Genomic DNA, 26,332 nt, shown 5'->3' with positions numbered 1-26,332 from the left:
GTGCTACTCGATAAGGAGTCAACTATGTTGCAAACCACGGTGCTGGCCTTACACGGCCTTTCCTGTATGAATTGTGCCAAACGTGTAAAAACGGCATTAGAAAGCCGGGAAGATATTCATCATGCGGAAGTAAATGTTCACTATGCCAAGGTGACGGGCGAAGCCGAAATCACAACCTTGATTGATACCGTCAAGCAAGCCGGCTATCAGGCCGAAGAAGCGCACCGCCCTGATATTGAGTTACAACTTTCCGGTCTGAGTTGCGGACATTGTACCGAATCTACCCGTAAAGCACTGGAAGCCGTTCCCGGCGTTATTGCGGCGGACGTGGCACTTGAGAGCGCCAAAGTGTATGGCAAAGTCGATGCACAAACTCTGATTGATGCCGTAGAGCAAGCGGGCTATCACGCCACATTAACAGGCGCGCACTCCCCAAAAACTGAGCCGCTGACTCACTCAGCCCCATCTTCGCCGGAATATCTGGCAGCGGCCTCTTCCTCTATTCCGGTAGCAACAAATAATGTTAAAAAAAGCGAAACCAACCAAGCAGCAGAGCCAACCACCCGTGATAGTGACAGTGTTCAGTTATTGCTGACCGGCATGAGCTGCGCCAGTTGCGTATCCAAAGTACAGAATGCACTGGAAAATGTTGATGGTGTCGAGGTTGCGCGCGTCAATTTAGCGGAGCGCAGTGCATTAGTGACCGGCCACCCAAGCAATGAGGCATTGATCGCGGCAGTCAAGAATGCCGGTTATGGTGCTGAAATTATTGAAGATGAAGGCGAGCGACGCGAACGTCAGCAACAAATGTCGCACGCCAGTATGAAGCGCTTCCAGTGGCAAGCGGCCCTCGGCCTGTTATTGGGTATCCCATTAATGGGATGGGGATTATTTGGCGGCAGCATGACGCTCACCCCCGAAACTCAAACGCCCTGGTTGATTATCGGGATAATCACCTTACTGGTAATGATATTTGCTGGTGGGCATTTTTATCGTAATGCTTGGGTCAGTCTGAAGAATGGCAGCGCGACCATGGATACTTTGGTCGCACTGGGGACTGGCGCGGCCTGGATTTACTCCATCACAGTGAATATCTGGCCGGATGTGTTCCCGATGGAAGCTCGCCATCTCTATTACGAAGCCAGTGCCATGATTATCGGGTTAATTAATCTTGGTCATGCTATGGAACAACGCGCCAGACAGCGCTCCTCTAATGCATTGGAGCGCTTGTTGGATTTAGCGCCGCCGACGGCGCGGGTAGTGACGGACGACGGCGAGAAACTCATCCCGCTGGCGGAGGTGCAACTGGGCATGACTTTGCGCCTCACCACGGGTGACCGTGTGCCGGTTGATGGGGAAATTGTGCAGGGCGAAGTATGGATGGACGAAGCCATGTTGACTGGCGAGCCTATCCCACAACAAAAGTCAGCCGGTGATGTCGTTCATGCCGGGACACAAGTGCAGGATGGGTCGGTGTTGTTCCGCGCCAATGCTATCGGCAGCCAGACAACATTAGCGCGAATCATCAAGCTGGTGCGTCAGGCCCAAAGCAGTAAACCAGAAATTGGTAAGCTGGCCGATAGAATCTCCGCAGTCTTTGTGCCGACCGTGGTCGCGATTGCCGTTATTGCCGGGCTAATTTGGTATTTCTTCGGCCCACAACCGCAGTTGGTTTATACCCTGGTGGTCGCCACCACGGTGCTGATTATTGCTTGCCCTTGTGCGCTTGGGCTGGCAACGCCGATGTCGATTATCTCCGGTGTGGGGCGGGCAGCTGAATTCGGAGTATTAGTGCGAGATGCCGATGCCTTGCAGCAGGCCAGTAACCTCGACACATTGGTGTTCGACAAAACCGGCACCCTGACCGAAGGGCACCCGCAAGTGGTGGCAATTCATACCTTTAATGGGGTCAGTGAGCAGCAAGCGCTGGAGTGGGCAGCCGCGCTGGAAACCGGCTCTAATCACCCGCTGGCGCGCGCTATTTTACAACGAGCGGAGGGGCTGACACTGGCGACGGTCAACCAATTCCGCACCCTGCGCGGTTTGGGGGTCAGTGGCGAGGTCGACGGCATTCCACTGTTACTGGGCAATAATCGCCTGTTGGAAGAGCAACAGATTGATACCCGCGAGTTGCAATCATTAATGCAGCAAGAAGCTGAAAGTGGTGCGACGCCAGTGATTCTGACGGCGCAAGGGAAACCGGCAGCACTGCTGTCCATCCGCGACCCACTGCGCAGTGACAGTATCAGCGCGCTGCAACGTTTGCATCAGAGGGGATACAACTTGGTGATGTTAACCGGCGATAATCCTATAACTGCGAATGCTATTGCCAAAGAAGCCGGGATTGGAAGGGTAATCGCCGGTGTCTTGCCGGATGGTAAAGCCGAAGCAATCAAACAACTGCAAGCCGCGGGGTATAAAGTGGCGATGATTGGCGACGGCATCAATGATGCGCCCGCACTGGCACAAGCCGATGTCGGGATTGCCATGGGCGGAGGCAGTGATATTGCGATTGAAACGGCGGCTATTACCCTGATGCGCCATAGCCTACACGGGGTTGCAGACGCGGTTGAGCTTTCCAAAGCAACATTGCGCAATATGAAGCAAAACCTGTTGGGAGCCTTTTTCTACAATGCACTGGGTATTCCGATTGCGGCGGGTATTTTATTCCCTTTCACCGGCACATTACTCAGCCCGGTCGTCGCGGGAGCAGCAATGGCACTGTCATCCATTACCGTGGTCAGCAACGCCAACCGCTTATTGCGCTTTAAACCTAAACAGTAACCGCCCTGTGTGCTCAAAGTCATTGGAGATGCAGGTACGCGGTAAGCCAGCTTGGCCCATGGACGGGCCGAGTGACGAAGGAAGCCAACGCACATGCAACTTGAAGCTAGACGGATATAACCTAATGGTGCACAACACTTTCTTGTGCGCCATTTAGCGTTTAGGATACAGAAAACGCTAAAAAGGGAATCAACCGGCATGGGCCCATTATTTCATCGCATCGCAAAATTTTTAGGAATTGCCACAGCAACGACCTATTCCTATCCCGCGTTGGATGTCACCTTACCCGGTGAGCGCCACCTTCATTTGGTCGGCAGCATCCATATGGGAACCGAAGGTATGTTTCCCCTCCCCCACGAATTGCTGAATAAATTGAATCAAGCGGATGCACTTATTGTGGAAGCTGATATCACTGAAGCGGCCTCACCATTTAGTAACGAAAATCTGGCCGAGCCGCTAATTGACAGATTATCTGAAGAACACTATCAACAGTTGCTACAGCGCTGCGAAGAACTGAACAATGACCCACTGTCCATGGCCTTTTTGCCCGCGTGGCAAGTCGCCTTGATGCTTCAGGCGCGCCAGGCGCAACGTCTAGGATTACGCGGTGAATACGGTATCGACTATCAATTACTGAAAGCGGCCGCAGCACAGAAGAAAACCGTCATTGAGCTGGAGGGCGCACAAATGCAGCTTGATTTGCTGGAGACATTACCCGATAACGGCATGTCTTTACTGCTCGATACCTTGGCCCATTGGCACACTAATGCCCGCCTGTTGCAAACCATGATGAGCTGGTGGCTGGAGCATCACCCGATAAATGACCTGTCCACATTGGCCCCGACCTTTAGCCAAGGTCTGTATGACGTGCTGATGATTCAACGCAACAAACGCTGGCAGCAGCAGCTTGAACAGCTACCTGCCGGGCGCTATGTGGTGGCGGTTGGCGCATTGCATTTATATGGCGAGGGTAATCTTCCCGAACTATTGAAACCTAACTTACAGTAAAAAACACAAAAAAATGGCCAATATTGCTATCGGCCAGTCAAAGAGGAACTTTCATTATTTTAGTTATTCAGCTCTCATATTCCTTGCGGATAATATAAGCAGCAAGTACAGGGTAACAACCAGACGATTAGATTAGCAACAGACATTCGCCCTGTATCATTCCAAAATGGATCATTATGCTGATTTTGCTAGATTAATTTTTAAACCTACAACAATGATTGCGTGTAGGATATTCCACTTGAATAAATTTTCATTTTAATTGGACGTTTATTATGACACCTGCAGTCGTTTTGTTGGAAAAACAAAAAGTTCCTTTCACATTGCACCCTTACCATCATGATGCAGCAGACACTAACTTCGGTGATGAAGCGGTTAAAAAACTGGGACTTAATGCGGACCAAGTTTATAAAACTCTACTGGTTGCGTTAAATGGCGATGCCAAAAATCTGGCAGTGGCAGTCACGCCTGTCGCTACCCAGCTTGACCTAAAAAAAGTCGCGCGCGCATTGGGGGCCAAAAAAGCTGAGATGGCCGACCCACAATTGGCACAGCGCAGCACCGGCTATTTAGTCGGCGGTATCAGCCCACTGGGGCAGAAAAAGCGCTTACCCACGGTGATTGATAGCCCAGCTCAAGAATATGCCACTATATTTGTTTCCGGCGGCAAACGCGGTTTAGATATTGAATTAGCTGCAACAGATTTATGCCGTTTACTGCAAGGCACATTCGCGGATATCGCCAAGCGAGATTGATACTAAAAGTTGTGACCAGAAGCCTCCAATCTCTGTCTGAAGGCTTCTGTATTTACAGGTTACTTATAAACAATTTCACCTTTCGGCTGATACTGATTAGCATCTAGCGGAGAGTGCTTTTCAATATACTGCTTCAGAACTTCTGCATCGATAAAGCCGGTATTCACATAGCCCGGTAAGGTATCAATCTTCGGATAGCCATCACCGCCTAACGCGTTGAAATTCAAGGTCGCCAGACGATAAGTTTTATTCGGGTCTAACGGCTTGCCCTGTATTTTCACGTCGCTGACACCCTTGCCATCAGCCACTAAGCTAACATTGGCAAATTGCGCATAAGCTCCTGAATCTACTTTTTTATTGGCCACGACCGCCAGATATTTCTCGACTTCGCTGCCTTTCATATCGGCATAAACCAAGGTATTACCGAATGGCTGAACTTTGAGAACATCTTTATAAGTGATATCGCCGGCATCGATAGAGTCACGAACCCCACCGCCACTCATTACTGCAAAGTCAGCACCCGCACGTTCCATTTGTGCCGCCAATAACATACGTGCCAGATTAGTTTGCTCGAAACGGACTTTACTGCGATCCCCCTCCAGCTTGCCATTCACACTGCCGACTTTAACATCCAGTTGCGCCTTACCTTGCTCTTCAAATGGCGTCAGCAGCTTCAGCATTGCTGGGTCTTGGGCAATTTCTTGGGTATAAAACACGCGCTCACTGGTGCCATCAGCTTTCTCAACTTTTTTCTTTAAATTGATCGGAATTAACTGATAGCTCACTAACTTCAACTCGCCATTACGGAATTTGAAGTCTGCCCGACCCACATATTTACCCCATTCATGCGCCTGCACGATCCAAGTGCCATTCTGCCGATCAGGAGCACAAGGGGTGCCTGGCACATAATCAGCCTGCTTATGGTTTTCACTGGCCATACAGACCGGATCTTGCGAATGCCCGCCCACAATCATATCCAGGTAACCCGCCGGTAGGCTGCGCGCCATCTCGACATCACCCGGGGCATTAGATCCATGCTGGCCATCATCGTAATGCCCCATATGAGTCGCCGCGATAATAATGTCAGGCTTTTCTGTTTTTCTCAGTTGCTCGACAACTTGCTTGGCTTCTGCTGCGGGTGCATGGAATTCGATATCAGTGAAATACTCGGGATTCCCGATCTTAGCGGTGTCATCGGTGGTTAAACCAATCACCGCAATTTTCACACCTTGCTTATCAAACAGTGCATAAGGTTTGAATAATCGCTGCTGAGTGCTTTTCTGATAAATATTGGCGGATAATAATGGGAAAGTCGCCCATTTCTCCTGCTGACGCAACACACTCAGAGGGTTATCAAACTCATGGTTACCAATGGCCATAGCATCATAACCGACCAAATTCATACCACGGAAATCCGGTTCGGCATCTTGCAAATCAGATTCCGGTACGCCGGTATTAATATCGCCGCCAGAAAGCAGCAATAGGCTTCCTCCCTCTGCGGCGACTTGTTTGCGGATATCATCAACTAAGGTTTTCTGTGCAGCCAACCCATACTCACCGTGATCATTTTGCCAGAAGTGCCCATGGTGGTCGTTGGTGTGCAATATGGTGATATCGTAAGTTTTATCTTTTTCCCAGGCAGCTGCCCATCCCGGTGTAAACGCCAGCGACACAGCCAAAGCACATGCTGTGGTCGATAATGAAAAACGCATGGCAAATCTCCATGTTGTCGTTAAAACCGGCCCATTCAGTGCCAGTTTAATCAGTGAAAATGGGGTGACGCATATCAATATCATGAAAAATCAAGGTGATACTTTGATAAAGCCAGCATTGTAATGTAATAATGCATGCTGAATTTCAGGATATTGGAATATATATCAAGTTTTATCTGCTGTAGTAAAAATCATTCGATCTGAATAATATGTATTAATTACCAAGATACTATTAACAGTGAAAATTATTAGGCGAATACTCACTATGACCGATCGTTCTGAGACTGGCCCCCAGCCCTCCATCAATACCCAGACCATCGATAAGACCAAGGTAAAACGCACGTCTTTCTCTATTTTGGGTGCTATCAGCGTATCTCACTTGCTCAACGATATGATCCAATCGCTGATTCTGGCAATTTATCCTCTATTACAAGCCGAATTTTCACTGAGTTTTGCACAAATTGGATTAATTACCCTCACCTACCAATTGACTGCCTCACTATTACAGCCGCTTATTGGCCTCTATACCGATAAGCATCCAAAACCCTATTCACTGCCAATTGGTATGGGTTTTACTCTGTCGGGCATCTTGCTGCTTGCAGTCGCTACCACCTTCCCCGTGGTTTTATTGGCGGCGGCATTGGTCGGTACCGGTTCTTCGGTCTTCCATCCAGAATCCTCGCGGGTAGCCCGCATGGCCTCTGGTGGTCGTCATGGTATGGCTCAGTCCATTTTTCAAGTGGGGGGCAACTTCGGTAGTGCCCTTGGCCCGTTATTAGCCGCAATCCTTATTGCACCTTATGGCAAAGGCAATGTGGGCTGGTTTTCCCTCGCTGCATTGCTGGCAATTGTGGTGCTATTACAGGTCAGTAAATGGTATCAGCAACAACAAAGAGCCACACATGGCAAAATACTAAAAGCCTCATCAGTAGAAATGCTGCCTAAAAAGACTGTTATTAGGGCGTTAGCAATCCTGATGGTGTTGATATTCTCTAAATACTTCTACTTGACAAGTATTAGCAGCTATTACACCTTTTATCTGATGCATAGGTTTGGTGTTTCGATACAAAATGCCCAAATACATTTATTTGTATTCTTATTCGCAGTTGCCGCTGGCACCATCATTGGCGGGCCTCTTGGTGATCGGATAGGTCGTAAATATGTTATTTGGGGGTCAATACTGGGTGTAGCACCGTTTACCCTTGTTTTACCCCACGCATCTTTGTACTGGACAGGGGTTTTAACCGTGATCATTGGGGTTATCCTCGCCTCGGCCTTCTCGCCAATACTGGTATATGCGCAGGAGCTTATTCCAGGAAAAGTCGGGATGGTATCCGGTCTATTCTTCGGTTTTGCTTTCGGTATGGGGGGTTTAGGTGCGGCTGTACTAGGGTATGTTGCTGATTTGAGCAGTATTGAACTGGTTTATCAAATCTGTGCATTCTTACCATTACTGGGGATAATAACGGTCTTCCTGCCTAATATAGAAGATAAGTAATAGTAATAACCTTATAATCCCGATTGAAATATGTGTTTCAGTCGGGATGATTCCCTGTGTAATAGAGATAGAAATAGCAAATCCACCATAAACAACCACTTCAAACAATTTCCATGCCAAAGCAGACTTTTATCGATAAAAAATGAATTTTTATCGCGCATTGATCGCATAAATGCAATAAACTGATGTTATTGCTGTGAAATGCTTGCCGCCCTGCCGAACTAGAAGGAGTCTGGATGCACCACTCAACACCCTTAATTACCACGATCGTCGGAGGCCTTGTTCTCGCCTTCCTCTTGGGCACCTTGGCTCACCGCCTGCGCATCTCACCACTGGTGGGGTATCTTGCAGCAGGGGTGCTAGCCGGGCCATTCACGCCAGGTTTTGTTGCTGATACCTCATTAGCACCAGAATTGGCTGAAATTGGTGTTATTTTGTTGATGTTTGGTGTTGGACTTCACTTCTCGCTTAAAGACCTCCTCGCAGTAAAAGCTATCGCCATACCCGGTGCCGTTGCACAAATTGCTGTCGCCACCTTACTCGGGATGGGATTATCTCATTTATTAGGCTGGGATTTGATGACTGGGTTTGTCTTCGGTCTTTGCCTATCAACAGCGAGTACAGTGGTATTACTGCGGGCATTAGAAGAACGGCAACTCATTGATAGCCAACGAGGGCAAATTGCCATTGGCTGGTTAATTGTTGAAGATTTGGCGATGGTGCTCACATTGGTGCTATTACCGGCCTTTGCTGGCGTGATGGGGAACGAAACCACCAGTCTGAGCCAATTATTCACGGAATTGGCGATTACCATCGGTAAGGTAATTGCATTCATTACTCTGATGATTGTTGTTGGCCGCCGCCTGGTCCCTTGGATACTGGCTAAAACCGCCAGTACCGGCTCCCGTGAGCTATTTACCCTGGCGGTGCTGGTATTAGCACTCGGGATTGCATACGGTGCTGTAGGGCTGTTCGATGTATCCTTTGCTCTCGGTGCATTCTTCGCCGGAATGGTATTGAATGAATCTGAGCTCAGCCATCGTGCCGCGCAAGATACTCTGCCATTACGTGATGCATTCGCCGTCCTGTTTTTCGTTTCGGTCGGGATGTTGTTCGACCCCATGATTTTGCTACATGAGCCTTTAGCCGTGCTGGCCTCACTGGCTATCATCATCTTCGGCAAATCAGCTATCGCATTCATATTAGTGCGGATGTTTGGCCACTCAAAACGCACCGCACTCACTATTTCGGTCAGCTTGGCACAAATCGGTGAATTCGCCTTTATTCTGGCAGGGCTTGGGATTTCTCTCGGTTTAATGTCAGAACACGGCCGCAATCTGGTCCTGGCAGGGGCGATTCTGTCCATCATGCTTAATCCGTTACTTTTCACACTGTTAGATCGCTATTTAGCCAAGAACGAGACCATGGAAGATCTGATTCTGGAAGAAGCCGTAGAAGAAGAAAAGCAGATCCCTGTCGATTTATGCAATCATGCATTATTAGTGGGTTATGGTCGGGTTGGCAGCTTATTAGGTGCCAAACTGCATGCGGAAGGTATTCCATTAGTAGTTATCGAGAACTCTCGGCCAAGAGTGGAAGCACTGCGTGAACAAGGTATTAATGCGGTATTAGGCAATGCTGCCAGCGCAGATATTATGTCGCTGGCTCGTTTAGATTGCGCACGTTGGTTATTACTGACAATTCCGAATGGCTACGAAGCCGGGGAGATTGTCGCTTCAGCCAGAATTAAACGACCAGATCTTGAGATTATTGCGCGCGCACATTATGACGATGAAGTCGTTTATATCTCGGATCGTGGTGCGAATCAGGTTGTTATGGGCGAACGTGAAATTGCCAACAGTATGCTTAATATGCTGAAGATCGAAACGCTGACGGAAGAAGATAAGCGCCCACTTTGCCCGATTTAAAAGTATTACTGTGTTAGCACATCAACTATAAATAGGGCCAGCATATGCTGGCCCTATTTATAGTTGATGTGCTCTATCCAATAGATTTCAAGGTGCAGGAAGGCGGCGAGTAAGAGACAAATTGGTTGTAAACCATTTTGAACAGCGCTTGCGCTGGCCCTTAGGGTGAGCCTCTAATGAGGCTCATAATCCCGATGAGCTTACACCGCTAAGTTATTCGGGTGACAAATCTGCCGGGAGCAGATTTGAACGCTGCTCTCAGCGGCCTCGTAGAGGCGAGGCCTATGGATGGGCCAAGTAACGAGAGCAGCCAACACACCTGCAATTTGAAAGATGACGGATATCTTATCTTTCCCAGTACGACTCTTCCAAACTGTCTTCTCGCTCAGGCAAACCACGAGTTAAACGTGGTGAATGTTGATTCAACACCTGATAACTGACCCGATTGGCATATTTACATACTTGTGCCAATGAAGAGTAACTAAGGCAACTACGAACATGTTTACTTGAGTTAGGAACATTATTACGATGAAAGCCATTAGCAGCTATATCATGCAGCACGGCGGATAATGCGCCATCCCCTGCCCCATTAGTATTCATTATTTTCTCTGGCCCCCCCATATAAGGGGCAATATGAGAATAAATACGCAATGGATTTTCGCAATGCTCTTTGCGCATAACTCGGCTAAATTCATACAGATTAAATTCCGCAATAGCGCCAGGCAATAATGGATGCTGAGTTTGGCGCTTATTAGCCTCTTCTGTATATCCCGCCATATAAAGCCCATTAGGGCCTGCGGTACACAGCACTAAATCAACCCAGCTCAACGCCATATCTGAAGCCATTAATGGGTCATTCAGGCCAGTCAGCTCATAAGCTTCATCTTCATTCATTGCAACGATAGAAACATGCTCTTTAAGAAAGTCACGCCACCACTGCGGATTATCTGCAATGACATATTTGGTTCCAAGTGTCATCACCACAGGAACATTATATTTCTTCGCATAATTGATTGCCTGCATGGTCGCCTCAGGCATTGGCTCACCCGGTTTGCAACGCACCAGATAAGCTGTAAGAACCAATGCTGAAGCGCCAGCGATAATATCTTCAGGAATACTTTCCGGCCGCAGTTGATTCATTTGGCCTGGGCTGATCGCAAATGTCCGCTCACCATTATCTGTAATTAAAGTGAAACAGCGGCCAATGGCACCATCAACAGCCTGTAGATAGTTTAAATCCGTACGGCTCGAGGTATTGCATAAGTAACGATAGGCATAACTGCCGATTTTGATATTGCTACACATCGTCCCTAGCAAAATAGAACGGTCATCGGCCAGCACAGAATAATTATGCAATGTATTACCAATGGTACCACCGGCAAACTCATGAGTTATCAACCCATTAGTCGTTAATTCCTGATAAAGCTGCTCAGCGACATCATCCTCGATAACCAAAGAATGCCCTTGGCTAAGACCATAACGCGTAATAAAGTCCTCATCGACCTTCGCTTCAATATCAACCAGCGTCTGATCAATGCCGACGATATAAGATGTACTCACCTCATTTTCTGTTTGCGCCGGTTGCAGTAAAGGATCTCGGGCATTAACAGGAAAATAGTGTTTAGATTTGCGTTTACCAGGAAATTTCATTGTTGTTTGTTACAAATTGAGGAATGAAGAGATAAAGAATTTTAGCACAAATACCCAATACTCAGCGAACATAGCCATTAGGATTAGATTGCTGCCAGTTCCAAGCGTCTTTTAACATATCTGTTAAAGTTCTTTTGGCTTTCCATTCTAATTCTTTCAAGGCAAGTTCTGCACTCGCCCAACATTCTGCAATATCTCCAGAACGACGAGCAACAATTTCATAAGGAATTTTTTTACCTGATATACGTTCAAATTCCGCGATCATCTGTAACACTGAATACCCAACACCCGAACCAAGATTATAAACCTTAAATCCTGGAGTTAGCTTATTAAGCGCACAAATATGCCCTTCAGCGAGATCCATGACATGAATATAATCTCGTACACCGGAACCATCTGCCGTGGGATAATCATTACCATAAACAGCTAATTTAGGGAGTTTACCAATCGCAACCTGAGTAATAAAAGGCAACAAGTTATTAGGTTTACCATTTGGATCCTCACCTATTAGGCCTGAAATATGGGCACCAACAGGATTAAAGTACCGCAGCGTTCTTATAGAAAAATCAGGATGAGCCAAAGAGAAGTCTTTCAATATTTGCTCAACCATGACCTTTGATGAGCCATAAGGGTTGGTGGTACCTCCAACACGAGCATCTTCAGTCAGAGGAACAAATTCAGGATCACCATACACAGTAGCAGAAGAGCTAAATATTAATTTTTTGACACCAGCAATCACCATTTCTTCAAGTAAGACAATCGAACCGGTAACATTATTTTGGTAATATTCAATTGGCTTAACGACAGACTCACTGACTGATTTCAAACCCGCAAAATGAATAACTGCATCAATTTTATGCTCAGAAAATATCTGTTTAAGACAATCGCTATCTAATACATCACCTTGATAAAACGTCGCCATACGGCCTGTGATTTGAGATACACGCAACAATGACTCAGCAGAAGCGTTAGATAAATTATCTAATACAACAACATCCTTGCCATTTTCTAAGAGTGTTAACAGGGTGTGTGAACCAATATACCCTGCACCACCAGTCACTAAAATAGTCATAGCTTACCTATTGAATTTAAGGAATCGAAATAGACTTCATCGCCCAAGAATAATTTCCCTACATTTATCTTTAACATTGTTTATATCAAATTTATTTTTCTGTTTTTGCGCGGCTTTATAGAATGAAGTATAATTTGAAAATACTCTATTAAGAGCAGAATCTAATTCTTCCGTTGTATTTCCAATTAAAATACCATTCTGGTCAACAACTTCACTACAACCGCCTACATTACTCAAAATAACGGGTAAACTGGCACTAGTCGCTTCAATTGCTGCCATTGGTAAACCTTCGCTTTCTGATGTTAATACAAATACATCATACTCATTAAATTTATCGAACCCTTTAATCTCACCATAGAAATGAATATTGTCATAACTACCATATTCATTTTTAAGATCTTGGTAATATTCACCATCACCAACAATATCGAGATCAAATTTAGGATTAGCAGCAACAACTTTTAAGATCAAGTCAGGGCGTTTTGGATAAGCTAACCGGCAAACATAAATAATTTTATTTTCACACGGGCGGTCTGGGCGCTCAGCTAAGGGTGTTATAGCATTAAGCTGTGTCACTATCTTCTCAGGCTTAATACCAATAATTTTAATTGCTTTATCTGCATCACTTTGGGACACACACCATATAACATCAGTAATATGGGACAATAGTTTTTCAATATAGCAAAATATAAACTTCAGTACATTACCATTGTAAATACATGACCATCCATGAGAAACATATACACCGCGGAAACGTAGGAATAAGCGGGCTAATCGACTATAAAACCCCGCGTTGGCGGAGCTGGATACAACAATATCAACTTTATTTTCTTTAAGTGCTTTATATAAACTGTAAATAGCCTTAATGCTGGCCATTTTTCTGATCTCTGGAATAATAACGATTTTATCACAGACAATCGTTTCGGTTAACCAACCAGGCTCAGAGGTTATCAAAATAATATTACAATCATCTTTAAGTAGCTTAACTTGCTCTAAAACCCAACCTTGGGCACCACCAATGATTGATTTAGTAATTACGAATGCAACAGTCTTCATATAATTTCCGTAAAAAATAAAATGAAAATATGATTAGAGAGCGTTCTCAAAACCATCAATGAGCAATAGTATTTTTTGCATTTTCATTGTGATTTTTTTGCCAAACGATATCACAGATACCGTCTGTTGGTTGAAATCCGGCGGGCGCTTCTACTAATAAAGAACGAATACATTCATAATCAAAGTCATTACAAGCAGTTTCAATTTTGTTTAGTAAAGTATTCAAATTATCCCATTCAAGCATGACTTCAGTTGCGGTCATAATTCTAGGATGATGGGTATTCTGTACAGATTCACCAATTAATAACTCTTCATATAACTTTTCACCTGGCCGCAAACCCAAAATCTCTATCGCGATATCACCATCGGGGTTTTCTTCGCTCTTAATTGAAAGACCTGAAAGATTAATCATCCTTTTGGCCAAATCAATGATCTTAACAGGATCGCCCATATCTAATACGAAGACATCGCCACCCTGCCCCATAGCACCGGCTTGAATAACAAGTTGAGCAGCTTCAGGAATAGTCATAAAGTAACGAATAATATCTTTATGCGTGAGAGTTACTGGGCCTCCCTCTGCGATTTGTTTCTTAAAGAGAGGGACAACAGAACCGGAAGACCCCAAAACATTACCAAAACGAACCATGCAAAACTTTGTATTATTTTGTTCTTTCGATAATGCTTGCAACACAAGCTCAGCCATTCTCTTGGTTGCTCCCATGGTATTGGTTGGCCTTACGGCTTTATCTGTAGAAATTAAAACAAATTTCTCCACACCTGATTTTATTGCCGCTTTTGCACAATAAAGCGTACCAAATATATTGTTCTTCACCCCCTCAATCACGTTATTTTCAACAAGGGGTACATGCTTATAGGCTGCAGCATGATAAACAGTATTAACCTGAAAACTAGACATTATCTGAACTAGCCTGGTTTCACTTTGTACCGAGCCAAGTAATGCAACAAACTCTGTATCAATTTTATTATTTTTACATATTGCAGCTATTTCATTCTCAATGGAATAAAGTGAAAACTCAGATATATCGAAAAGAATTAATAACTTTGGTTTTTCCACAATAATTTGGCGACATAGCTCAGAGCCGATTGAACCGCCCGCCCCTGTCACCATCACAACTTTCCCTGTAATATTTTTAGCTAATAATTTCTTATCTGGCTCTACAGGATCTCTTCCAAGTAATTCCTCGATTGAGACTTTCTTTAAGCTACTAATTTGTGCCCTACCTTCAACTAAGTCGGACATACCTGGAATAGATAAAACTTCACAAGAAAGATTCTCAAGTTTAGCGACAACAGCTCTACGCTGACTTTGGCTAACACTTGGCATCGCCAGTAACACTTTTTTAATGCCATAGCGTTCGATTAAATATTCAAGTTTCTCTGAAGGGTAAACTGTAACGCCATGTATAACAGCTTTATTTAACTTTGGATTATCATCAATAAATGCAATTGGAAAATATTCGCTAGCTTGCATAAGTGCAGGTAATAATTGTCGACCAGAAGCGCCCGCACCATATATAACCACCGGGGTTTTCCCTCTAACACCATAGTTTAATAGCATTCTAAAGAACAATCGAGAACCACAAATAAACACTAATGAAAAAACAAAGAACATAACAGCGACTGTTCTTGGTAAATATATTCCCAGGAAGTAGGAACCCAGCACCAGCAATCCAGAGGATAATACAACACCAATCATTACAGTAGTGACAATCTTAGCACTAACATAGCGTAATACTGTCCGATACAAACCCAGACGAATATAAACTAAAAGGGTCGGAGGTATAATGACAGCCAAAGCAACCCATTGTTCAATACTGGTAAAAGGACTATCTACATCCAGCCGTACCCAGAACGCGCCCCAGTATGCTAAAACAATTAGAATTGTGTCTAACCATAGCATAATGATTCGTTTAATAGGTCTTGGTAGAGACAACAGAAACACGAGAAACATGATACCAACCCCAAGATGGAAAACGCCATTTTACGTGACGCGAATTAAATTCATTAATTTACTATAAATTTAAATAGGTTAATTATTATCAATTCCGGCATTAACTTTATAGTCAATATATAAAAGAGGGACATAGGCAATAACGAGAGCGATTATTGGATTAACAATATCAAGCCCTACAAATAATGCTATAGGGAATAGCCAAATAATATTTATAGCAATAGCAGATAAAGTCACAGGCAAATGACGTTTAAATCTTCTGGATAAAATTTGATAACCATGACTTCGATGGGCCTCATAAACTTTAAAACCACCCAGAACCCTACGCGCCAGAGTCCATGTCGCATCAACAATAAATAAACCCAATAAAATCAGCCAACAGAAGAAGAATTTTGTTTCTATCCAGCCCGCACTAATTGCTAAAGAGCCGATAATCAGCCCCAGAAACCCACTCCCTGCATCACCCATGAATATTTTAGCTGGTGGGAAATTCCACACTAGAAATCCTAAAACAGTACTTGCGAGTAACCAAAGAACCAGATAACTGTCTAATTCGATATGATCGCCACTGATAAAATAAATCGCAATCGCGCCAATGCTGGTTGTAATCGCCTGTGCGCTGGCTAAACCATCTATGCCATCCATAAAATTATAGAGATTTAACATCCACACTAAAAATAGCAAGCCAAATAAGCTTCCTAAGATTCCGAGATTGATAACAACCCCAGAAATAGTTAATACCGGAAAACCACCTAAGCAAAATAATAAAAATGCTGCTGCAGAAAAATGAGCTAAAAGACGCCAACGGGCAGCAATATGCCCATGATCATCCCAGAAACCAACCAATGCGATTATTCCACCAGATACCACTAACCCAATAACAGTTAAAGGCGGTAGATAGCCTTGAAAGTAGAATAAGGCTATCCCACAGAGGAAACTAAAAACTATAGCTACACCGCCCCCCCGTGGGGTTGGGACGACATGTGAGCTACGTGAATTAGGTTTATCTATAATATTATTCTTAATAGAATATTGACGTAATAAATACGTTAACCCTACTGAAATCAGAAAGAATACTAATAGTGATAATATTAAAATTGGCATTTTAACCCCAAGTTTATTTCATAGCTATGATAACTATAAAAACATCAAATTTTATAATAAGCACAAGTTAAGATGGAATATAATTAATAATATTGAGTATAAATAGACATCCAGCGCTCGATTATTTTCTCGATAGAATTCGTCTGTTTAATTCTCTCTCTCACCTTATTACCTAGTATTTCTTTTTGTTCATCCGATAAATTTATCATTTTATTTATTTCTTGGGATAAACGAGCAGGATCTTTTACTGGGACAACAGAGCCACAATCGCCTAGCGCTTCAGTTATACCGCCAGCATCTGTAGCTACAATCAATTTCTTACATGCCATGGCTTCAGTAATGACTAGTGGAAAACCTTCCCATTCGGATGACAGGATAAAAATATCAGCCGCGCACATTAATTGTCGTATATCATTTCGTTGTCCAAGGAATGTCACATAGTTTTCAATTCCAAACTCTTTAGACATACTTTTGAGCTGACCTTCAAGATGACCTGTTCCGACAATAAATAGTCGAGGAAAACTTTGAAATTTATTGTTTTTAATAAGTAAAGAATAGGCAGTCAGCAAATTAGGATAATCTTTTGCTTCTGTTAATCTTCCTACACTGAGAAGCATAGGCGTATCATCAAAAATACCTAACTCTGATCTCTTTTTTTTTCTATCGTCCATTGAAAAATCGAACTGAGAGGTATCAATACCATTTGAAACAACAATCATTCTGGCCGCAGTTGAAGCTCCTTTTTGAATAAAGGAATCAACTGCATCTTGGCTCACATTGGTTGAAAGAGAAGCAAGTTTATCTGTATATTTATACGCTAACATCCGTAGAGAACTGCCTTCATTAGTATTATGTGCTGTACATATTAAAACAGGTATCTTCGTGAAGGTTCGCAGAAGTCTGGCAAATAAATTGGCATGAAACATATGACTATGAACAATGTCTGGTTTGAATTTTTTTATTATTTTTCTAACTTTAAATAATCCTTTAAATAAACTAAATGGTGTTTTTTCTAATTTTAGTTCATTCAACTGAACACCATCAGTCGGTTTAACCAATGTATCGCCAGTTAGGGAAATAATCATAACATTATGACCAGCCTCATGCATCTTATTGGCGATCAAGACAGTTTGTTTTTCGGCCCCCCCCATCCCAAGCCCGGTAATAATATACAATAAATTCACTGTTCCCCTCTTATTATTTCTATTGCTATAAAGTAAAGATTAAATTAATAATATTTACGTTAAGTTTAACTATTGGCTTTATATTTTATCTATCTTAATTAGATGTGTAAGCTATAAAGTAAATATCAAATACAATCTCATTTTATTAAAATATTCTGTATCAGATTCTTCCATTTATTGCCTATAGTGACATCTATTTTATATTTCTCTGCATTTTCTAGTGACTTTAATGACATAGCTTCCCTTAAGTCTTCATCATTCATTAGAAAAAGCAATTTTTCAATAAATGCATTGCTATCAGCAAAGGGTACAAGGTAGCCATCTTCATTATCCATGATCAACTCTGAAGGGCCAGTATCACAATCATATGCGATGATAGGCAATCCACTGGCCTTTGCTTCAAGCAACACCATGGGAAAACCTTCAAATCGAGATGTCATTGCATAAAGGCTAGACTGATTATATAAATCGCTCACATGGGGGGTAGAGGGAAGTAATTCTACATTTTTTAGACTTAATTTTTTGATCTTATCCAATAATAATATTTTATCTTCACCATCACCAGCAATAATAAGCACCCAGCTATTGTTAGCCTCTTCAATCTTTGCCCAAATATCTAATAAAAGATCAAAACCTTTTTGATAAGTAAGTCGACCTAAAGCTAAAACCTTTTTTGCGTGTTTTTTAGTTAATTTACTTTGTGGTTCAAAAGGTAATGGATTGGGTATTGCTATTATCTTTTCAGGGTATTTGTTTTCTTCCAGCCAATACTCACGATCTTTTTCTGTTAGAGTGACGACTGCATCAGCATATTTAGCAGCTACTCTTCTGGCAAGTTTTCGTGATTTTATTGTTAAGTTACTTTTATAATTAAAGTGCTCCCACGATATATGCTTTATCTTGGTACCTAATAAAGCAGTAGAGCTAAATAGTGCTAACATCGTATCAACATCAATCAGGACATCAATTGATTCATCTATTAGGATACGACGTAATCTAAAAACAACAGAAAAGTAGGCAAGCGAAAAGCGTCTTTTTTCATCAAAGAGTGAGACTAATTTTATACTCTCATCGACAGGAAATTTAGGTGGTGCATTACCACTTAAACTGATAATAATAACCTGATAGCCATGTTTAACAAGATAGTTAGCAAGCGCTATACTGACTCTTTCAGTCCCACCTGTATGGCTTATATCACCACCAAAGAAAGCAATTTTTTTCATAAAATCCCTTATTGTTTTTTAATTTTATGAATAATTAAACCCGGTAAAATAACAATTCTCACTAAAATAGAGGTTTTATTATGATCAATATATTTATCATCCATCATAGCTAAAGCTTGGTTAATCCGCAGGATGGATTTTATAAAATCTAATGGGCGATATAACCATAACTTTAGCGGCACATTTTCTAATAGCGCTTTACGAGAAATATAATGGCCTACAGCATGTTTTTTTATAGATGACTTACTTAACCGATTAATTGATTCGGAATTAAAAAAAATACGAACAGGTATTGAGCTATAGTAAAAATAATACTCTTTGGCTACAGTACTATAAAACCAAATTTCAGGAATGAAGTTTATACCTGATGCCACTGGATAAAGATATTTTTTTAGTAATTCAGTTTTAAAAAAATCAATTCTTTCACCACGAATTCCTGAACGAAACTCATCAAACCATGAGCTCTTTTTATCTTCGTTAGATAAATAATAGTTATTAGGTTTTAACGTTTCTGAACTCACTGAAGTTGCTCTAATTCCGATAATTTCTTTATCGTCAAAAACAGAATTCATTGAAAGTAACTTATTGATAGAACCGGCAATGAATGCATCATCAGAATCTAAGCCGATAAAATACTCTCCACTCGCATTCTCAACAGCTTCATTCCATGCTGCTTGTTTCCCACTATTATTTTGATATATATATTTTATATTTAATTTATTTTCTATTTTAAATGAGTCTACGACCTCTGCTGTATTATCCGTAGAACCATCATCAATTATTAACCATTCAATATCATCTCTATCTTGTTCTAGAATAGAAAGATAGCAGCGTTTTAATACATGTGCTCTATTGAATGTGGGTGTAAACACAGTGACTGATATCATTTTACTTCCTCACTTCTTTCTCAACTGATGATACCAGTCTATAAAATAATTTATATTTAACTATATAATATAAAATAGGTTTTAACTTCCTCGAATGGAGCATAGGTTTCAATGAAACGATAGTATAAGATTTATTGTAACTGTCTAATGCCCTAGCTTTATTAAAATGATAAGTCCTGGCGCATTTTGAAACATGAGAAAGAAAAACGCTTGCTAAGACTACAGCCCAATATCTACTTTTATGTTTTGAGTATTGGTGTCTAAATCTTACAAGTCCGAATTCACTGTCATCGAGGTCTGATACATTCAAATTCTTAGTAATGCTACTCGATATCTGTCTATATTTAACAATTAGATCTTTGCATTCAAATATTGTTTTACATTTATCAATCAGTATAGGTAATAATAATTGATCTTCAAATCGCCGGCCAATATCAAAAGCCATACCATTAAAAATACGTCTTTTAAAAATACAGCGCCAGACATAAAACATCTCACTTTCAACTATTTTTAATTTAACGGCGTCAATATCATCGATAGTGAATTTATTTTCTTTTATTAACTCAAATATATTTTCTTTATTATCGATGATTTCAGAATAATTAAAAATAATGCCATCGGGTAAATTATCTAAAATAATTTTCTTAATAGTTAGATAAATACCATCAAACCACAGATCATCGGAATCTAAGAAAGTGATATATTCCCCTGTGGAAACAGAAATTCCCGTATTCCTAACGACAGAGATACCTGTATTTTCTTGTGTTATATAAACAAAATCATATTTCTTACTGTATCTTTTTATTATATCGGCAGATTGATCCGTTGAACCATCATTAATAATTATGACTTCTAATGTATTATCCCATTGGGTAAATACAGAGTTTAGACATGAATCAAGATATTGTTCTGCATTAAACACCGGTATAATCAATGAGAGTAGTTTTTTATTATCCATTTTTATTTCTCGAAAGAATTTCAAACAATAGGTTCTTTCTCTTAAGAATGACAATCAAGCATATAAATGATAAAGTCTCAATAGCAATAATTGAAAACACTCCGCCCCATGCGCCATACTTTGATGCCAGATATGCGCAGAGAGGAATATGAATTATTGCCGAAATCATGGGTAAAATGGTGTAGGATTTCTTATGCCCATGAGGTAACAAAATATAATTACCCAGTACAGTTGACTGTATGACTAATAAATAGACGGGAGAGAATAAGATCAGTAAGGTAGATACTTCTGAGTATTCATGCCCAAACATAATTCTAGTAATTAGTTTAGAAAAGATAATAACAAATAGAGTGATGACTATGCATAATGCACCTTGCCAATAAAAAATCTTTCTAATTAAAGCATAGGCTTCTTCTTTTTTATTGACTAATAATGAATTTATTCTCGGATAAAATGCATTTCCTAAGACCAGAAAAACACCAAGGATAGCACCTTTTACTCTATCTGCTGCCGTGAATATACTAACTTCATAGACATTACTGAATATGCCAATGATAATTGTAGTACTCATAGTATAAAGGCTGATCGAAAGTGTCGCACAAAATATTGGAAATGAGTCTTTTAGCGTATGTGCAATTTTTAGACTGGAAAAATTAACTTTCCTGACTAATTTTTTTCGATATATATATACTATCGCTATAATACCAGCTAGTAAATTCATCGATGATTGAATCATTACGGCATACTTAACATCCGCATCACTATGTACAAATATAAAGAACAGCGGCAACATTGATAACTTTGCAACTATCATTAAATTTGTCACAACAGACAGCTTTTCTATTCCCTGGAAAAACCACACTGGCATCAGTGTCGTCCCAATCAACATAAGTCCTGTATAAATTAACTCTCGTTGGATCACTGCATGCGGATTTGTAGCAAGAAGTAAAACCACAATAACAATTGAAACTAAACATAATAGTGATTTTGAAAATAGTGTTTCAAAGAAAACCTTAGAGATATAGCTTGAATCATCTTGGCGTTCAGCTATTTTTTTTGATGCTGATAAATTAAATCCAAAATCAATTAAAATAACAAAATACTGAGCTAATGAAAGTGTAAGACTATAGACCCCAAATCCCTCTACCCCTAATACACGAGTCAGATAAGGTAATGTTAAAAGAGGAATAATATAATTACTCCCTTGCAGCAAAAGTAAAGAAAAAATATTTCTTCGTAAGACTGACATTTAAATTTCCAGCTATTGGATTAAATTATTTCTTCATGATTCTTGAGTATATTAATTAGCTCATATCCTCATAACATAAAATCTATTTTGGGCAGAAATTTGTAAATAGTTAGTCTAAAATCAGGACACGCTACCGCCCTTGGCTTACAGCTACCAATGCACTATTCTCAAACTCATTATGCCGTTAAACTTAAAAAACAATAATAACAAACGGTTACATAATATGCTGACATGCCTTTTTTATAAATACTTAATTCTTATACATCTAAACAGGCATTACAAGCAAAAGGGTTGGGGGAAAACAGGTGATGATGTGCTAATCAATGCATAAAAAATCATGAATGCCAAGGTAGTTAACCCATCTCTTGTTTTACCAACTGCTCTAACAGATCAATATGCTTTTCATCATCGTTCAGCGCGGGAATATATTCAAACTTCTCACCACCAGCATGTAAGAAAATTTCTCGGTTCTGCTCTTTAATCTCTTCCAGAGTTTCCAGACAGTCTGCAGAAAAACCGGGGCAAATGAGCTGAATATGCTTAATACCTTGGGAAGGTAGGCTTTTTAATGTCTCGTCAGTATAAGGCGTGAGCCAAGGCTCGCGGCCAAATCGAGACTGATAAGTCATCATAATTTGCTCCGCAGGTAATTCTAGCTCAGCCCGTAATGCACGGCTGGTATCTTCACAACGTTGCGGATAGTCATCCCCTAATTGTGCATAGCGTTTAGGAATCCCATGAAAAGACAGCACTAACCTGTCTGGTTTACCATGTTGAACAAAAGCGTGCTCAACACTTTGTTTCAAAGCGGAGATATAAGCGGGATGCTCGGCATAATCCCGGATAAAAGAAACCGATGGTAAACGGCGATAGCCTTTCAAAATTCGCGCCACTGCATCCCATACTGCCGCACTTGTCGAACAAGAATATTGTGGATAAAGCGGTAATACCACCAGCTTAGTGACACCTTGCGCGAGTAATTTATCAATGGCATCCGGTAGATTTGGCGAACCATAGCTCATACCTAATTCAACAGGGACATCAGGCATACGCGCCGCTAATGCTTTTTGCTGCCGACGGCTATAGACCAATAAAGGCGAGCCTTCATCCATCCAGACAGATTGATATAATTTGGCCACACGCGGTGATCGAATGGGCAAGATAATACCGCGCAACAATGGCCACCAAAGTAATCGCGATGTATCTACCACCCGGCGGTCACTCAGGAACTCGGCCAGATAACGTTTGACCGCTTGTGGTGTAGGGGCATCCGGTGTTCCCAGATTAACCATCAGTACGCCAAGCTTACTTTCCATCATGCAGGAGTCCTTTTGTGTTTTACGCCGTTTATTCGAACAGAAAAATATCTGACAACGTTATTTGGAGCCGGTCATGTAAAATAATAAAGGCGACCCTAGGCCGCCTTAGCTATCTTACCATTCAGAATTAACCGAGAATAGTCGCCAGTTCTGCACTGACTTCTGCTACTTTGCGGGTTCCGTCCAGTTTAAAATATTGCGTATTACCTGCATCAGCTTCTTTACGATAGTAAGACACCAATGGTGCAGTTTGCTGATGATATTCGATCAAACGTTTACGAACAGTGGCTTCTTGATCATCTTTACGGATGGTCAGTTCTTCGCCGGTTACATCATCTTTATCTTCAACTTTAGGCGGGTTGAATTTAATGTGGTAAACACGACCTGAAGCAGCATGTACCCGACGCCCGACAATGCGATCAACAATCAGATCGTCCGGAACGTCAAATTCCAGCACATAATCAACCTTGATACCGGCTTCTTTCATGGCATCAGCTTGAGGAATAGTACGTGGGAACCCATCTAGCAGGAAACCGTCACGGCAATCGTCCTGTGTAATGCGCTCTTTAACCAATGCAATGACCAGCTCATCAGTGACCAGCTTGCCGGCATCCATAATTTCTTTCGCTTTCAGACCTAACTCAGAACCTGCTTTTACAGCGGCGCGCAACATATCACCAGTAGAGATTTGCGGAATACCGTATTTCTCCATGATGAATTGAGCCTGAGTACCCTTACCAGCGCCCGGAGCGCCCAGCAGAATGATACGCATTGCGTAAATCCCCTTGCTATGTAGTTTTTCTATGTGTTTTTACTTAAATAAATCGAAAATGCGGAAAACAAGCAACCTTACCATTTTCAGGGGGGTTGGCTCAAGGCGCGCGAGCCGAAGCCGTGGGATTGGATCAGGAAAAGCCTAGCGAAATATAACTATAATAGTTTGAAATTAAATAAAAAAAACGCCCCGAGCACATTATCTGCTCGAGGCGTTCTAATACTAAATTAAGCAGTTAGTAGCTGGTTCATACGGCGAATGAACTGGTTAGGATCCTCTAAGGTCCCTCGTTCAGCCAAGAGCGCTTGATCCAGTAATAACTCAACCCATTCAGCAAATTGAGTGTCATCCGCAACATCAGCGGCGCGTTTGACTAAACCGTGCTCTGGGTTCAATTCAAAGATGTATTTCACTTCCGGTGCTTGTTGGCCAGCAGCTGCGAACAATTTCGCCATCTGCGTGCTCATTTCATCCGCATCCGTGGTGACAATCGCCGGTGTATCCGTTAGGCGGTGTGTTAGGCGGACATCTTTAACTCGCTCACCCAGCAGGGTTTTCACACGCTCAACAAAAGGCTCCAGCGCTTTATCTGCTTCTTGCTGCTCTGGGCGCTCTTCATCAGCCAGTTTGTTCAGTGAATCATCCGCTTTACTGACTGACTGGAAGACTTTACCATCGAACTCAGTCAGGTAACTCATCATCCACTCGTCAATGCGATCGGATAACAGTAAGACTTCAATACCTTTTTTACGGAACAGTTCCAGATGTGGGCTGCTCTTAGCCGCAGCATAGCTATCAGCCGTGATGTAATAAATCTTCTCCTGCCCTTCGGCCATACGGCTGACATAATCTTCTAATGACACAGTCTGCGCGGAGCTGTCTGTATGGGTTGAAGCAAAGCGCAGCAACTTGGCAATAATCTCTTTGTTGCTACTATCTTCAGCTGGCCCCTCTTTTAGTGCCATACCGAACTGTTGCCAGAACTGCTGATATTTCTCAGCATCATCTTTAGCCAGTTTTTCCAACATTTGCAGCACACGTTTGGTCAGCGCGCTGCGCAGGTTCTGAGTCACGCGGTTGTCTTGCAAGATCTCACGCGAAACGTTCAGCGGCAGGTCATTGGAATCAATCAGGCCACGGACAAACCGCAGATAATTTGGCATAAACTGCTCTGCGTCATCCATGATAAACACGCGCTGGACGTACAGTTTCAAGCCGTGTTTGTGGTCACGATTCCACATATCCCAAGGCGCTTGCGCCGGGATGTACAGCAGGCTGGTGTACTCTTGCTTACCTTCTACGCGGTTATGACTCCAAATCAGTGGGTCAGTGAAGTCATGGGCAATATGCTTGTAGAATGCGTTGTATTCGTCGTCAGTTATTTCCGCTTTACCGCGCGTCCACAATGCCTGGGCTTTGTTAATTTTCTCCCAGGTTACCGTGCCATCTTCTTCATTTTTACTTTGGATTTCGACTGGCAGTGCAATATGGTCTGAATATTTGCTGATAACAGAGCGCAAACGCCAGTCATCAAGATATTCATCTTCACCTTCGCGCAGGTGCAATGTGATTTCTGTACCGCGATCTTCTTTGGTGATATCCGCGATGGTGTAATCGCCCTCACCTGCTGATTCCCAGAACACGCCAGCATCTACTGGTGCGCCAGCTGCGCGGGTACGAACAGTCACTTTATCTGCCACGATGAAAGCAGAATAGAAGCCCACACCAAACTGGCCGATTAATTGACTATCTTTAGCTTGATCTGAACCAATAGATTCAAGGAATGCTTTAGTCCCTGACTTCGCGATAGTACCAAGATTATCAATGACTTCTTCACGGCTCATGCCAATGCCGTTATCACTTAGGGTCAAAGTACGCTTTTCTTTATCAAAAGATAAACGCACACGCAACTCACCATCACCTTCAAATAACTCTGGCTGAGATAGCGCGCGGAAACGGAGTTTATCTGCCGCATCAGAGGCGTTGGAGATAAGCTCGCGCAAGAAAATTTCTTTATTGGAATAAAGCGAGTGAATCATCAAATGGAGAAGCTGTTTAACTTCTGACTGAAATCCACGGGTTTCTTGACCTTTCATACTCATTAATTACCTCAATCCAAATTACCGACAGATTTACCCTATAGATCTCAAAAATACAGGACGGCGACAAACCCGTAAGCCCGATGAGCTGATTCCAGTCAG

20 protein-coding genes are annotated in these 26,332 nt (G+C 42.2%); 6 read left to right on the top strand and 14 right to left on the bottom strand.

Annotated features, from left to right (window positions below; translation table 11 throughout):
- Positions 1 to 24 precede the first annotated feature (24 nt).
- From copA to ybaK, 3 genes are all read left to right on the top strand, one after another.
- Positions 25 to 2,784, top strand: a complete 2,760-nt coding sequence (gene copA / locus OVO64_RS07785) for a copper-exporting P-type ATPase CopA (RefSeq protein WP_038631618.1) — start codon at positions 25 to 27, stop codon at positions 2,782 to 2,784.
- A gap of 198 nt (positions 2,785 to 2,982) precedes the next feature.
- Entirely contained in the window at positions 2,983 to 3,792 is an 810-nt protein-coding gene (locus tag OVO64_RS07780) for a TraB/GumN family protein (protein ID WP_042562457.1), read from the top strand.
- Positions 3,793 to 4,064: 272 nt separating this feature from the next.
- Positions 4,065 to 4,544 carry a Cys-tRNA(Pro)/Cys-tRNA(Cys) deacylase YbaK gene (ybaK, locus tag OVO64_RS07775; RefSeq protein WP_042562458.1) on the top strand — a complete coding sequence of 160 codons (480 nt, stop codon included), beginning with the start codon at positions 4,065 to 4,067 and terminating at the stop codon, positions 4,542 to 4,544.
- A gap of 59 nt (positions 4,545 to 4,603) precedes the next feature.
- Here the strand turns inward: ybaK and ushA are convergent, their stop codons facing one another.
- Positions 4,604 to 6,256 carry a bifunctional UDP-sugar hydrolase/5'-nucleotidase UshA gene (gene ushA / locus OVO64_RS07770; RefSeq protein WP_145509490.1) on the bottom strand — a complete coding sequence of 551 codons (1,653 nt, stop codon included), beginning with the start codon at positions 6,254 to 6,256 and terminating at the stop codon, positions 4,604 to 4,606.
- On the opposite strand from ushA, the gene OVO64_RS07765 reads away from it, so the two are divergent.
- The 3 genes from OVO64_RS07765 to ybaL all read left to right on the top strand — a co-directional run bounded on the left by OVO64_RS07765 (position 6,255) and on the right by ybaL (position 9,682).
- Entirely contained in the window at positions 6,255 to 6,380 is a 126-nt protein-coding gene (locus tag OVO64_RS07765; RefSeq protein WP_267248698.1) for a hypothetical protein, read from the top strand. The two genes, ushA and OVO64_RS07765, sit on opposite strands and share 2 nt — an antisense overlap.
- Positions 6,381 to 6,521: 141 nt before the next feature.
- A complete protein-coding gene (locus OVO64_RS07760) occupies positions 6,522 to 7,754 on the top strand; it encodes an MFS transporter (protein ID WP_267248697.1) in 1,233 nt (410 codons plus the stop codon).
- A 236-nt stretch (positions 7,755 to 7,990) separates the two neighbouring features.
- Positions 7,991 to 9,682: a YbaL family putative K(+) efflux transporter gene (gene ybaL, locus OVO64_RS07755; RefSeq protein ID WP_038631607.1), complete on the top strand. Its 1,692-nt coding sequence runs from the start codon at positions 7,991 to 7,993 to the stop codon at positions 9,680 to 9,682.
- A gap of 345 nt (positions 9,683 to 10,027) precedes the next feature.
- Here ybaL and OVO64_RS07750 read toward each other — a convergent pair whose 3' ends face one another.
- From OVO64_RS07750 to htpG, 13 genes are all read right to left on the bottom strand, one after another.
- Positions 10,028 to 11,332, bottom strand: coding sequence for an inosine/guanosine kinase (locus OVO64_RS07750; RefSeq protein WP_038631605.1), 1,305 nt, complete (start codon positions 11,330 to 11,332; stop codon positions 10,028 to 10,030).
- Between the two features lie 61 nt (positions 11,333 to 11,393).
- Positions 11,394 to 12,404 carry a UDP-glucose 4-epimerase GalE gene (gene galE, locus OVO64_RS07745; RefSeq protein ID WP_038631603.1) on the bottom strand — a complete coding sequence of 337 codons (1,011 nt, stop codon included), beginning with the start codon at positions 12,402 to 12,404 and terminating at the stop codon, positions 11,394 to 11,396.
- Between the two features lie 36 nt (positions 12,405 to 12,440).
- Positions 12,441 to 13,460: a glycosyltransferase gene (locus OVO64_RS07740; protein ID WP_038631601.1), complete on the bottom strand. Its 1,020-nt coding sequence runs from the start codon at positions 13,458 to 13,460 to the stop codon at positions 12,441 to 12,443.
- Positions 13,461 to 13,515: 55 nt separating this feature from the next.
- On the bottom strand, positions 13,516 to 15,381 hold the full coding sequence (locus OVO64_RS07735) for a polysaccharide biosynthesis protein (RefSeq protein ID WP_301280515.1): 1,866 nt from the start codon (positions 15,379 to 15,381) through the stop codon (positions 13,516 to 13,518).
- Between the two features lie 129 nt (positions 15,382 to 15,510).
- Positions 15,511 to 16,536 (bottom strand): MraY family glycosyltransferase, encoded by a 1,026-nt coding sequence (locus OVO64_RS07730; protein WP_050291370.1) that lies wholly within the window; start codon positions 16,534 to 16,536, stop codon positions 15,511 to 15,513.
- Positions 16,537 to 16,619: 83 nt separating this feature from the next.
- On the bottom strand, positions 16,620 to 17,720 hold the full coding sequence (locus OVO64_RS07725) for a glycosyltransferase (RefSeq protein WP_038631597.1): 1,101 nt from the start codon (positions 17,718 to 17,720) through the stop codon (positions 16,620 to 16,622).
- 137 nt (positions 17,721 to 17,857) lie between these two features.
- Entirely contained in the window at positions 17,858 to 18,943 is a 1,086-nt protein-coding gene (locus tag OVO64_RS07720) for a glycosyltransferase family 4 protein (RefSeq protein WP_038631595.1), read from the bottom strand.
- An 8-nt stretch (positions 18,944 to 18,951) separates the two neighbouring features.
- Complete coding sequence (locus OVO64_RS07715; RefSeq protein WP_038631593.1) at positions 18,952 to 19,830, bottom strand: glycosyltransferase family A protein; 879 nt, start codon at positions 19,828 to 19,830, stop codon at positions 18,952 to 18,954.
- Position 19,831: 1 nt separating this feature from the next.
- The gene (locus OVO64_RS07710) at positions 19,832 to 20,788 is read right to left on the bottom strand and encodes a glycosyltransferase (RefSeq protein WP_038631591.1); all 957 of its coding nucleotides are present in this window, start codon (positions 20,786 to 20,788) and stop codon (positions 19,832 to 19,834) included.
- On the bottom strand, positions 20,781 to 22,037 hold the full coding sequence (locus tag OVO64_RS07705; RefSeq protein ID WP_038631589.1) for a flippase: 1,257 nt from the start codon (positions 22,035 to 22,037) through the stop codon (positions 20,781 to 20,783). Before OVO64_RS07705 ends, OVO64_RS07710 begins: the two co-directional genes overlap by 8 nt.
- 353 nt (positions 22,038 to 22,390) lie before the next feature.
- A complete protein-coding gene (hemH, locus tag OVO64_RS07700) occupies positions 22,391 to 23,356 on the bottom strand; it encodes a ferrochelatase (protein ID WP_038631587.1) in 966 nt (321 codons plus the stop codon).
- Between the two features lie 127 nt (positions 23,357 to 23,483).
- The gene (gene adk, locus OVO64_RS07695; protein WP_038631585.1) at positions 23,484 to 24,128 is read right to left on the bottom strand and encodes an adenylate kinase; all 645 of its coding nucleotides are present in this window, start codon (positions 24,126 to 24,128) and stop codon (positions 23,484 to 23,486) included.
- Positions 24,129 to 24,358: 230 nt separating this feature from the next.
- Entirely contained in the window at positions 24,359 to 26,227 is a 1,869-nt protein-coding gene (htpG, locus tag OVO64_RS07690; RefSeq protein ID WP_267248713.1) for a molecular chaperone HtpG, read from the bottom strand.
- Between the last annotated feature and the right edge of the window lie 105 nt (positions 26,228 to 26,332).

This window comes from Yersinia sp. Marseille-Q5920 (genome assembly GCF_946902935.1).
Lineage (GTDB): Bacteria > Pseudomonadota > Gammaproteobacteria > Enterobacterales > Enterobacteriaceae > Yersinia > Yersinia rochesterensis.
This window is presented reverse-complemented; position numbering and strand designations above follow the sequence as displayed.

Bases quoted from the DNA above. Each gene is read 5' to 3' on its own strand.
- copA (WP_038631618.1), top strand. From the start codon at position 25: ATGTTGCAAACCACGGTGCTGGCCTTACACGGCCTTTCCTGTATGAAT.
- OVO64_RS07780 (WP_042562457.1), top strand. From the start codon at position 2,983: ATGGGCCCATTATTTCATCGCATCGCAAAATTTTTAGGAATTGCCACA.
- ybaK (WP_042562458.1), top strand. From the start codon at position 4,065: ATGACACCTGCAGTCGTTTTGTTGGAAAAACAAAAAGTTCCTTTCACA.
- OVO64_RS07765 (WP_267248698.1), top strand. From the start codon at position 6,255: ATGGCAAATCTCCATGTTGTCGTTAAAACCGGCCCATTCAGTGCCAGT.
- ushA (WP_145509490.1), bottom strand. From the start codon at position 6,256: ATGCGTTTTTCATTATCGACCACAGCATGTGCTTTGGCTGTGTCGCTG.
- OVO64_RS07760 (WP_267248697.1), top strand. From the start codon at position 6,522: ATGACCGATCGTTCTGAGACTGGCCCCCAGCCCTCCATCAATACCCAG.
- ybaL (WP_038631607.1), top strand. From the start codon at position 7,991: ATGCACCACTCAACACCCTTAATTACCACGATCGTCGGAGGCCTTGTT.
- OVO64_RS07750 (WP_038631605.1), bottom strand. From the start codon at position 11,332: ATGAAATTTCCTGGTAAACGCAAATCTAAACACTATTTTCCTGTTAAT.
- galE (WP_038631603.1), bottom strand. From the start codon at position 12,404: ATGACTATTTTAGTGACTGGTGGTGCAGGGTATATTGGTTCACACACC.
- OVO64_RS07740 (WP_038631601.1), bottom strand. From the start codon at position 13,460: ATGAAGACTGTTGCATTCGTAATTACTAAATCAATCATTGGTGGTGCC.
- OVO64_RS07735 (WP_301280515.1), bottom strand. From the start codon at position 15,381: ATGCTATGGTTAGACACAATTCTAATTGTTTTAGCATACTGGGGCGCG.
- OVO64_RS07730 (WP_050291370.1), bottom strand. From the start codon at position 16,536: ATGCCAATTTTAATATTATCACTATTAGTATTCTTTCTGATTTCAGTA.
- OVO64_RS07720 (WP_038631595.1), bottom strand. From the start codon at position 18,943: ATGAAAAAAATTGCTTTCTTTGGTGGTGATATAAGCCATACAGGTGGG.
- OVO64_RS07715 (WP_038631593.1), bottom strand. From the start codon at position 19,830: ATGATATCAGTCACTGTGTTTACACCCACATTCAATAGAGCACATGTA.
- OVO64_RS07710 (WP_038631591.1), bottom strand. From the start codon at position 20,788: ATGGATAATAAAAAACTACTCTCATTGATTATACCGGTGTTTAATGCA.
- OVO64_RS07705 (WP_038631589.1), bottom strand. From the start codon at position 22,037: ATGTCAGTCTTACGAAGAAATATTTTTTCTTTACTTTTGCTGCAAGGG.
- hemH (WP_038631587.1), bottom strand. From the start codon at position 23,356: ATGATGGAAAGTAAGCTTGGCGTACTGATGGTTAATCTGGGAACACCG.
- adk (WP_038631585.1), bottom strand. From the start codon at position 24,128: ATGCGTATCATTCTGCTGGGCGCTCCGGGCGCTGGTAAGGGTACTCAG.
- htpG (WP_267248713.1), bottom strand. From the start codon at position 26,227: ATGAAAGGTCAAGAAACCCGTGGATTTCAGTCAGAAGTTAAACAGCTT.